This is a genomic window from Planctomycetota bacterium, assembly GCA_035384565.1.
GTDB lineage: Bacteria > Planctomycetota > PUPC01 > DSUN01 > DSUN01 > DAOOIT01.
In genome coordinates, this window is the sequence record DAOOIT010000122.1 from 1 (window position 1) to 8,442 (window position 8,442).

The window sequence follows — 8,442 nt, forward strand, 5'->3', positions numbered from 1 at the left end:
AAGGCCGAGAATCGCCAAATCGCGGCCATCCGGCTCCCGAACTGACGAACTTGGGTTAGGGCCGGGCCTCGCCTCGCATCAGCCAGGGAGAGGCCGCAGTCGCAGGAGGAGTGGCTATGGCAGACATCGTGACGATCGAAGGAATTGGGCCGGTCTACGCGGAGAAGCTCCGCGCGGTCGGCATCCAGACCGTCGAGGAGCTGCTCGCCAGGGGCGCCACGCCGAAGGGCCGCGAGGAACTCGCTCAGCAGACCGGGATCGCCGGCAAGCTGATCCTCCGCTGGGTCAACATGGCGGACCTCTTCCGCATCAAGGGAGTCGCCGAGGAGTATGCCGACCTGCTCGAGGCGGCTGGCGTGGACACCGTGCCCGAGCTCGCCCAGCGAAAGGCGGCGAACCTCGCGCCCAAGATGGCCAAGGTCAACGAGGCGAAGAACCTGACCCGGCAGGTTCCCAGCGAAGCGCAGGTAGCCGACTGGATCGCTCAGGCCAAGGCGCTCCCTCGAGTCGTGACCTACTAGCCCCACCGGCCTCGATGCGTCCGCCTCCGGGAGGGCGGTGTTCCTGCATGCCCACGCTTGGGAGCACAACTCATGGATCTCATTGGGACACTGAAGTCGCAGCTCGGCGTCACCGACGATCAGGCCAAGGGGGGCTTGGGCGCGCTCCTGCGTGTGGCGCGCGAGAAGCTGGGACAGGCCGAGTTCGCCAAGGTCGAGGAGCAGGTGCCCGGGGCCGGCCAGATGGCTGACGCGGCGCCCCGTGCTGAGGGCAGCGGCGGTCTGGCCGGCGCACTCGGCGGCCTGGCCGGCGCGCTAGGCAGCGGCTCGGCAGGCGGGCTGGGGAAGCTGGCCGGACTGGCGGCGATCTTCTCGAAGCTTGGGCTCGACCCTGCGATGATCGGCAAGTTCGTCCAGACCATCCTGGCCGCTCTTCAGGGCAAAGGCGCCGCGGATGCGCGCGATGCGCTATCCAGCACCCTGAAGTAGCCCGGCCGTGGTAGAGGCCGCTGTTGCAGTTCCCGTGCGGGCCTGCGGTGCTCGCCTGTTTGCCACTGGGTTTCAGGAGGCCTGTGCATGCGTGCTCGACTGGCGGTTCGGTCCCTGGCTGCGTGCGTCCTGGCCGCGCTGGGGCTGCTCCCTGCGCTGCCCGCGGTGGCGGCGTCGAAGGCGGCGGACAAGGGGGAGGCGACGGCCGCAACGAAGATTGACCTCAACTCGGCCACAGAAGACGAGTTGCAGGAGTTGCCCGGCATCGGCCCCGCGATGGCCAAGCGGATCATCGAGGGCCGGCCCTACAAGAGCCTCGAGGACCTGGCGAACGCCAAGGTCCCTGCCTCAACCATCGAGAAGATCACGCCGCTCGTCACCGTCAAGGCCGTGGAACCGGAGAAGACGCCGCGCAAGAGCACCAAGGCGTCCTCCAAGGAGGCCGAGCCCTCGAAAGGCAAGGAGAAAACGGCTGCTAAGGTGGACCTCAATTCGGCCACAGAAGACGAGTTGCAGGAGCTGCCCGGCATCGGCCCCGCGATGGCCAAGCGGATTATCGAGGGCCGGCCCTACAAGAGCCTCGAGGACCTGGCGAACGCCAAGGTCCCCGCCTCAACCATCGAGAAGATCACGCCGCTCGTCACCGTGAAGGCTCCCGCAGCGACCGAGCCAGAGCCCAAGAAGTCCTCCACGAAGACCGTCAAGTCCTCGAAGGAGACCGAGGAACCCACCCAAGAGGCTGAGGCAAAGACCCCTCCGAGGAAGGGGATGGTGTGGGTGAACACCGATTCGGGCATCTACCACAAAGAGGGTAGCCGATGGTACGGCAAGACCAAGACGGGCAAGTGGATGACGGAGGAGGAGGCCGTCAAGGAGGGGCACCGCGCGGCGAAGAATGACTGAGGCGATGCGCGCCTTGGCCCTCCGGTCGCCTCTCTGACCAACAGAGGGATCGTTGAGTGGAAGAGATTGTGGCTCTTTCGCGCGAAAGAGCCACAATCCCTCCTTGCCATAACCCCTCGCCAACGCGTACCCCCTCAAGGGCCTTCGATGCCTGGATGCCGTGGGGGTCAGATGCCGATGACAGGATGGGGAGCGGCGCAGAGGCCCCCCACAGGCAGAGGCCCCGGCCACAAGAGACGCTTAGGCGAATACCTGGTCGAGGTTGCCCATCACCTTCTGGAACGCGGCCACGTAGAGGCCCATCAGCTCCAGCCCGTTGGGCGGATTGACGTCGAAGACGTAGCAATGGGAGTCCACGAAGTCGTTGGCCCGCGGGTAGTCCTCGATGCGGTAGGCGGGCGCGTCGGGCCGACAGCTCCAGGGGCAGCCATGGCCGTAGCCGATGCGCTTCTGGAAGACGTCCTGCGCGGGCACGCTGCGGCGCTGCCACTGGCCCACGGGCACGCCCTCGGCGCGCAGGGCCTCCTGGCACTTCTCGCGCATCGTGAGGGCGGAAACGTCCAGCCCCGCCGCGGCCGGGTTGAAGCCGACGACGTAGTTGTAGTAGACGGGTTCGCACTCGGGCGGCACGTAGGGGGTCTCGATGCCGGGGATGCGCCGGAGGTGCTCGGTGAGGTAGCGGCAGTTGCGCACACGGAGGGCGTTGTTGGCATCGAGGCGCTTGAGCTGGCTGCGGACGAATGCCTGGCTGAACATGTCGCCGCGGTACATCCAGCCGAGGCCGTGGGCGTTGTACTGCTGCTCCTCGCGCTCGCGGCCCACGGTCACCCGCTCGCCGAAGTACTGGAGCTGCGCGGCGCGGTCGTGGATCGCGTCGTCGTTGGTGGTGAACAGGCCGCCCTGGCAGCCGCTGCTCAGGGTCTTCGAGGCCTGGGTGCTGTAGCCGGCGGCGTCGCCCATCGAGCCGCACAGGCGGCCCTTGTAGCGCGCGCCGTGGGCCTGCGCCACGTCCTCGATCACCCCCAGGCCGTGCTTCCTCGCGATGGCCAGGATCGGGTCCATGTCGGCCGGCATGCCGTGGATGTGCACGGGCATGATCGCGCGCGTGCGCTCGGTGATGGCCGCCTCGATCCGGGCGGGGTCCAGGCAGTAGGTGCGGGGATCAATGTCCACGAACACGGGGATGGCGTTGTGGTGGAGCACGGCGGCGGCGGAGGCCCAGAAGGTGAAGGCGGGCACGATCACCTCGTCGCCCGCCTCGATGCCCAGGCCGCCCACGCACAGGTGGAGGGCGGCGGTGCCGCTGTTGACGGGAATGCAGTGTTTCACGCCCATGTACGCCGCCCACTCCTGGGCGAGGCCGGCGGATTGCGCCCACTGCTGGTCGGTGATCCTGGGCGAGTCGAACACGGCCATCACAGCCTGGCGATCGGCCTCGGTGACCTCGGGCCACGGCTTGATGAAGCCTTCGGGCACAGTGCGTTTGCCGCCGCGCAGTGCGAGTGGCTCGGCCATGCATGCGCTCCTTTACTCTTGGCCTGAGATGGACTCCGCCTTGTGGCGTCCGCATTGTTGTAGCATGCCGCCCCGTGCCGCGCCAGTGGGGGAACGGGCCAGGGGTGCGGGCCATTTCCACAGGCAATTCCTGTTGCGGATTCCCCGTAGCGGCGAGCGTCCCGCTTGTCGAACGGACGACGGTAGCCGCAAGCGGGGCGCTCGCGGCCACCTTTGCGGCGGGCCTTCCACTTCTGCCGGCCTGGAGACCTGCTTTACAGTATCGGAAACTGCCTACGATTCCGGCCCGCACCCGATTCGGAAGATTTGCTTGCGCGCTGAGGCATCCTGCGCTAAGCTAAGGCGTCGGGGGAGGCGAGGGAAGACCAGCAGATTGTCCGGCGGAATCGGGCCTGGCCGCCGCCGCGCGCCAGAGGTGCGTGTGAACGAGGGCTTCGGGCGTCTTCAGGAAAGGAGCATGGCATGAACGTGTGGAGGCCGCTGTGTCGGGCGATGGCGTGTCTGGTCGTGCCCCTGGCGCTCCTGGGATCCCAGGGGTGCTCCAAACGGTTGATCGGGGCCGCCGGCCTCGGGGAGGCCACCGCGAACTACTGGGCGGACCGCGGCACGGACCTGCTCGACATCGTGGACGTGGGGATCACATTCTCCGAGACCGCGCGGTTCGCGGTCTATGCCGATGAGTTGTCGTTGCTGCCCCTGGGGTACGGGGTGGTGGACGGCTACGCGTTCGGCATCGGCGGGGGCAATATCGGCTGGATGTGCTTCTCGTCGTGCAGCGCCGGCGTGCTCGGCTGGGGCTACGAGGGCCTGGGCTTCGGCGACTACGACAACCAGGGCGCACCCGCCGGGAACGCGCAAGGGGTCGGCATCGGCGGCCTGGTCACCGGGCCTCCGGGCAGGCCCGGCTGGCTCTTCTCGTCCGTCCATCAGCTCCATCTGACCTGGGTCGGCGCCTACGCCAATGCCAACTGGGTGCAGGCGATTGACCTGGCGCTCGGCATCGTGGGGATTGACATCTGCGGCGACGACGGGTACCGCTACGGCCTCTGGCCGTGGGAGGCCGGCTTCGAGCCGTCGGCCTACGCGGCGGAAGTGCAGAAGCAGATCGCCGGGCCGCCCAGCCAGACGGCTCCGACCTATGGCAGCATGTGCCTGGGCCGGTCGTTGAGCCCTTCGCCGGGCCCGGCGAAGTGAGCGCCTGGGCACGGGCCGCGCGGCCTTCGCTCCGCGAGGCGGCTGGCGGCACCGGGCGGTGAACACACGGGGGCCGTCGCCTGCGCGATGGCCCCCGTCATGTTGAGCCGCTGTGCGGGAAGCCGCGGGCCACGGTCCGCAGGCGATCAGGCCAGCGCTTCCTTGCAGAACTGCACGCACTTGCCCACTTCGGTGACCGGGTCCGAGTCCTTCGGCACCGCGTACTCCAGCTCGATGTCGGCGGGGAAGGTCCACTTCTCCTTGCGCATGAGCTGGAGGATCTCCTTCAGCGGGGTCTCGCCCTGGCCCCACGGCAGGTTGCCGCCGGCCGCGGTGCGGTCCTTCAGGTGCAGGCTGACCATGCGGTCGTGGTACTTCTCGATCACGGGGATCGGCGACTTCTTCGCGCCGGCCACGTAGTGTCCCACGTCGAAGTTGAAGCCGATGTACTGGCCGTGCTCGAGGATCGGGTCGTTCTTGTCCATCACCGGCAGGTTGCCGGTGTGGTTGTGGAAGGCGACCCAGATCTTGTGCTTGTCGGCGAAGGGGGCGAGGCGCTTGGCCAGGGGCTCGGAACGCTCGGTGGTGATGCCGATGCAGCCGAGGGCCTTGGCCACCAGGAAGGCGAACTCGATCTGCTCGTCCGACTGGCCGAAGCCCATCTTGTGGATGTGGATGTTCACGCCGGCGTCGTTGTACATCTTGCGCAGCTCGGCGCACCTGGCCAGTTGCGCCTCGCGGGCGGCGTCGGCCGACAGGCCGGCCTTGAGTCCCGCGCGCATGTAGCCCTCGATGGGGCCGCCCATCAGCTCCACCTCGCTGAGGCCGTTCTTGAGGAGGGCCTGAAGGGTCTGCTCGGCGGTGTTCACGTTGGTGCCGCGGTAGCTGTAGGTGATGACGCCGATGCGCACGCCGTGGAAGACGGAGTTGGGCTTGGCCGCGGCCGCCTCGGCCGCCAGCCCGCGGTTCGCCCACAGGGCGCCGGCCCCCAGGGCCGCCGCGCCGCCGAGAAAGCCGCGTCGGGTCAATGCGTTGTTCTCTTCTGTCACGCTCGTTCTCCTTTCTGGCTGGTTCCGCCGCACGCCGGGAGTCGCGGGAGTTGCGGGACGCTCAGCCGCGGGGGGCGACGGCGATGCCCTCGATCTCGACCAGGAGGTCGGGGCGGCACACGTCGGCGACCGAGAAGGTGACGGGCAGCTCGCCGAGCCGCTGGCGGCAGATGGCGCGCACCTGCTCGTAGTCGCTCTGGTGCTTGACGTAGACGCGGGCGAGGACCATGTCGCCGAGAGTGGCGCCGGCGCGGCGGACGCCCAGGCGCTCGAAGTTCGAGCGGGCGATGAGCGCCTCGATGTTGTCGAGGGTCTGGCGGGTCTGGCCCGCCACGTCGCCCACGTAGCGCGTCTCGGCGTTCACGATGCTGGCCGTGCCCGAGACGAGGATGGAGACGGCCTCGGGGCCGACCACGGCCATGGCCCGCGAGAACTTCGGGCTCTTGGGGCTGTACTCCCGGCCGTAGTCGAAGGCCGAGGTCTGGAGCGGGTTCTCGAGCGGCACCAGCAGAATGTCCTTGCGCTCGGTGGCCACGGCGATGCAGGACATCATCACGTCGCGGTCGCCGGCGCCGATGCCGGTGCTGGCGGGGTAGATCGCGCCGTTGAGGCCGGCGGGCAGGTGCTTGGGGAGAAAGTGAATGTCGCCGTAGAAGTCGGCGCGGGCGCGGTTGAGCTCCTTGTAGCGCTGGGTCTCGCCCTCCGGGCCCACGATGTCGCCGAGGTAGAGCCACGTGCGCAGCACCTGGCTGTAGCTGAAGCCCTTGCTGGCCAGGGTGTCGCGCATGCGCTCGAAGGCGTTGAGCGCCCGGGGGTGGACCCTCGTGGCGTGAGTCCGCGGGGTGATCCCGGCGCAGTGGGCCCAGGTGATGTCGCTGTGGCGCAGGATCACGAGGTGCTCGGAGACCCGCTCGATGGCGATGTCGTGCTTCTTGCGGCTGACGCCCCAGGCCTCGATCTCGAGGAGCTTGCCCCCGCAGGGCGGCTGGATGATGTAGTCCGTCGCCGGCAGGGCGTCGCAGTAGAACTCCTCGATGATCTTCTTGCAGGGCGCGATGAGCGAGTGGTCGCGGAGGAAGATGTCCTGCCGCACGATGCCGTTGCGCGCGCCCTCCTCGTGCATCACGCGCGCCACCGACGTCAGCGCGCCGTACGCCTGCTCGAAGAGGTCGGCCCCGTTGCGGGGAATCCCGCTGACGAACAGGTAGCGCACGTGGCAGAGGTCCGCCACCGAATAGCCGACGCCTTCCGTCGAGACCTTCCTGACCATTCGCCGGCCCTGGCTTCCATTCTCAGACCGCGGGAGGGACAGCCACTGGGCCAAGAAGATAAGCCTATTTGCCGGAGAAGTCAAGCGCGCTTGCCGACCTGCAACCGGGCTTCTCGGTGGCGATGGGCTGGACTCTTGCCGAACCGGGCGGTATCATCTGTACCCGTACAAGCCCTGAGGAGGCCCTCCGGGGAAGCTCCAGACGGAAGGCCGCGCCATGCCCGACCCGCGCCGAGTGGCCCGCCCCCTGTCCCTGATCCTGGCGCTGGCGGCCGCGGCAGGCGGCCGCGGCGACGGGGGAGCCATGCCGCAGGACGACCCGCCATCGAGCCCGCAGGCCGACTACCACGTGAGCGGCCCGGAGACCCAGGCCGATGGTCTGGCGCTGTACCGCGTCACCTCGCCGTACCAGCAGGGCGAGACGCTGGTGCGCGTGCTGGCCCCCGCGACGCTCGAGCCGCCGGAGACGCGCCGCGTGCTCTTCGTGCTGCCGGTCGAGGCCGGCTCGGCCACCCGCTGGGGCGACCCCGTGCGCGCGGCGCGGGCGGCCGGCGTGGCCGAGCGGCACGGCTTCGTGGCCCTCCTGCCCACGTTCTCGCACCTGCCCTGGTACTGCGACCATCCGACCGACCCGGTGCGGCGGCAGGAGAGCTACGTGCTGAAGGTGCTGGTGCCGCTGGCCGAGCGGCTCTGCCCGCACAAGGCGAGCCGCCGGGCGCTCGTGGGCTACAGCAAGAGCGGGTGGGGCGCCTTCAGCCTGCTGCTGCGGAACCCCGAGACGTTCGCCGCCGCGGCCGCCTGGGACGCGCCGATGATGATGGCCCGGCCGATGTTCGGCCTCGGCGAGATCGCGGGCACGCAGGAGAACTTCGAACGCCTCCGCATCCCGCGCCTCCTGCGCGAGCACGCCGACGCCGTGCGCGGCGCCAGGCGCCTGGTGCTGATGGGGTTCGACAACTTCCGCAGCGACACGCAGCAGGCCCACGCGCTGATGACGCGGCTGGGCATCCCGCACGAGTACGCCGACGGCCCCCGCCGCAAGCACCACTGGGAGAGCGGGTGGCTGGAGGAGGCGGTGAAAGCCCTGCGCGAACTGCTGCCCTGACCCGCCGCTGCGCCGCAGTACCTCCAACGAAAAGGCCCCTTGAAAGGAAAAAGGGGCTCATCAGGGTCTGGCGACCCTCACGTGGCCGCCATTGGGAAGCATGGCGCGGGTGCTGCGGCGCCAGCGAGGCCACCCTATAACCCTCTATGCCCCAAGGCCTTACGCTCTCCGGCCATTCCCGCTCACATACTTGCTCATCGCGCGGATGAGCGAGTATGGCCGGAACCGCGAGAATCGCCCATTCTCGCCCATCTACCCATGCTGTATCACTCTCCCCCTCACAGGGTTGATACAGCATGGGCAGGCGGCGCCCGCCAGCCGCTCGGCACAGGCCCTCCCGCATCCGCTCTTCCCCGAGGAGAAAGAGGCCGCGGAGCGGCCAAGAGGCCCGTCCCCACGCAGAGCGTAGGGACGAGA

General features: G+C 68.8%; 8 protein-coding genes. 5 read left to right on the plus strand and 3 right to left on the minus strand.

Translation table 11 applies throughout. The annotated features are described in order from the left end of the window. Positions 1–116 precede the first annotated feature (116 nt). The 3 genes from PLE19_23175 (at position 117) to PLE19_23185 (ending at position 1,892) form a co-directional block, all read left to right on the plus strand. A complete protein-coding gene (locus tag PLE19_23175) occupies positions 117–521 on the plus strand; it encodes a DUF4332 domain-containing protein (GenBank protein ID HPD17851.1) in 405 nt (134 codons plus the stop codon). A gap of 72 nt (positions 522–593) precedes the next feature. After that, positions 594–989 carry a DUF2780 domain-containing protein gene (locus PLE19_23180; protein HPD17852.1) on the plus strand — a complete coding sequence of 132 codons (396 nt, stop codon included), beginning with the start codon at positions 594–596 and terminating at the stop codon, positions 987–989. Between the two features lie 87 nt (positions 990–1,076). Continuing rightward, positions 1,077–1,892: a helix-hairpin-helix domain-containing protein gene (locus PLE19_23185; GenBank protein ID HPD17853.1), complete on the plus strand. Its 816-nt coding sequence runs from the start codon at positions 1,077–1,079 to the stop codon at positions 1,890–1,892. 240 nt (positions 1,893–2,132) lie between these two features. Here the strand turns inward: PLE19_23185 and PLE19_23190 are convergent, their stop codons facing one another. Continuing rightward, the gene (locus tag PLE19_23190) at positions 2,133–3,407 is read right to left on the minus strand and encodes a DegT/DnrJ/EryC1/StrS family aminotransferase (GenBank protein HPD17854.1); all 1,275 of its coding nucleotides are present in this window, start codon (positions 3,405–3,407) and stop codon (positions 2,133–2,135) included. Between the two features lie 462 nt (positions 3,408–3,869). On the opposite strand from PLE19_23190, the gene PLE19_23195 reads away from it, so the two are divergent. Beyond that, positions 3,870–4,601: a hypothetical protein gene (locus PLE19_23195; GenBank protein HPD17855.1), complete on the plus strand. Its 732-nt coding sequence runs from the start codon at positions 3,870–3,872 to the stop codon at positions 4,599–4,601. Between the two features lie 146 nt (positions 4,602–4,747). On the opposite strand, the gene PLE19_23200 is transcribed toward PLE19_23195, so the two are convergent. Both PLE19_23200 and PLE19_23205 read right to left on the minus strand, forming a co-directional pair. Continuing rightward, the gene (locus PLE19_23200; GenBank protein HPD17856.1) at positions 4,748–5,650 is read right to left on the minus strand and encodes a sugar phosphate isomerase/epimerase; all 903 of its coding nucleotides are present in this window, start codon (positions 5,648–5,650) and stop codon (positions 4,748–4,750) included. A gap of 61 nt (positions 5,651–5,711) precedes the next feature. Further along, positions 5,712–6,920, minus strand: coding sequence for a Rid family hydrolase (locus PLE19_23205; protein ID HPD17857.1), 1,209 nt, complete (start codon positions 6,918–6,920; stop codon positions 5,712–5,714). A 217-nt stretch (positions 6,921–7,137) separates the two neighbouring features. Between PLE19_23205 and PLE19_23210 the strand changes: the two genes are divergently transcribed. After that, positions 7,138–8,025 (plus strand): hypothetical protein, encoded by an 888-nt coding sequence (locus PLE19_23210; protein HPD17858.1) that lies wholly within the window; start codon positions 7,138–7,140, stop codon positions 8,023–8,025. The last annotated feature ends 417 nt before the right edge of the window (positions 8,026–8,442 follow it).

Bases quoted from the DNA above. Each gene is read 5' to 3' on its own strand.
- PLE19_23210 (HPD17858.1), top strand. From the start codon at position 7,138: ATGCCCGACCCGCGCCGAGTGGCCCGCCCCCTGTCCCTGATCCTGGCG.
- PLE19_23175 (HPD17851.1), top strand. From the start codon at position 117: ATGGCAGACATCGTGACGATCGAAGGAATTGGGCCGGTCTACGCGGAG.
- PLE19_23180 (HPD17852.1), top strand. From the start codon at position 594: ATGGATCTCATTGGGACACTGAAGTCGCAGCTCGGCGTCACCGACGAT.
- PLE19_23190 (HPD17854.1), bottom strand. From the start codon at position 3,407: ATGGCCGAGCCACTCGCACTGCGCGGCGGCAAACGCACTGTGCCCGAA.
- PLE19_23195 (HPD17855.1), top strand. From the start codon at position 3,870: ATGAACGTGTGGAGGCCGCTGTGTCGGGCGATGGCGTGTCTGGTCGTG.
- PLE19_23185 (HPD17853.1), top strand. From the start codon at position 1,077: ATGCGTGCTCGACTGGCGGTTCGGTCCCTGGCTGCGTGCGTCCTGGCC.
- PLE19_23205 (HPD17857.1), bottom strand. From the start codon at position 6,920: ATGGTCAGGAAGGTCTCGACGGAAGGCGTCGGCTATTCGGTGGCGGAC.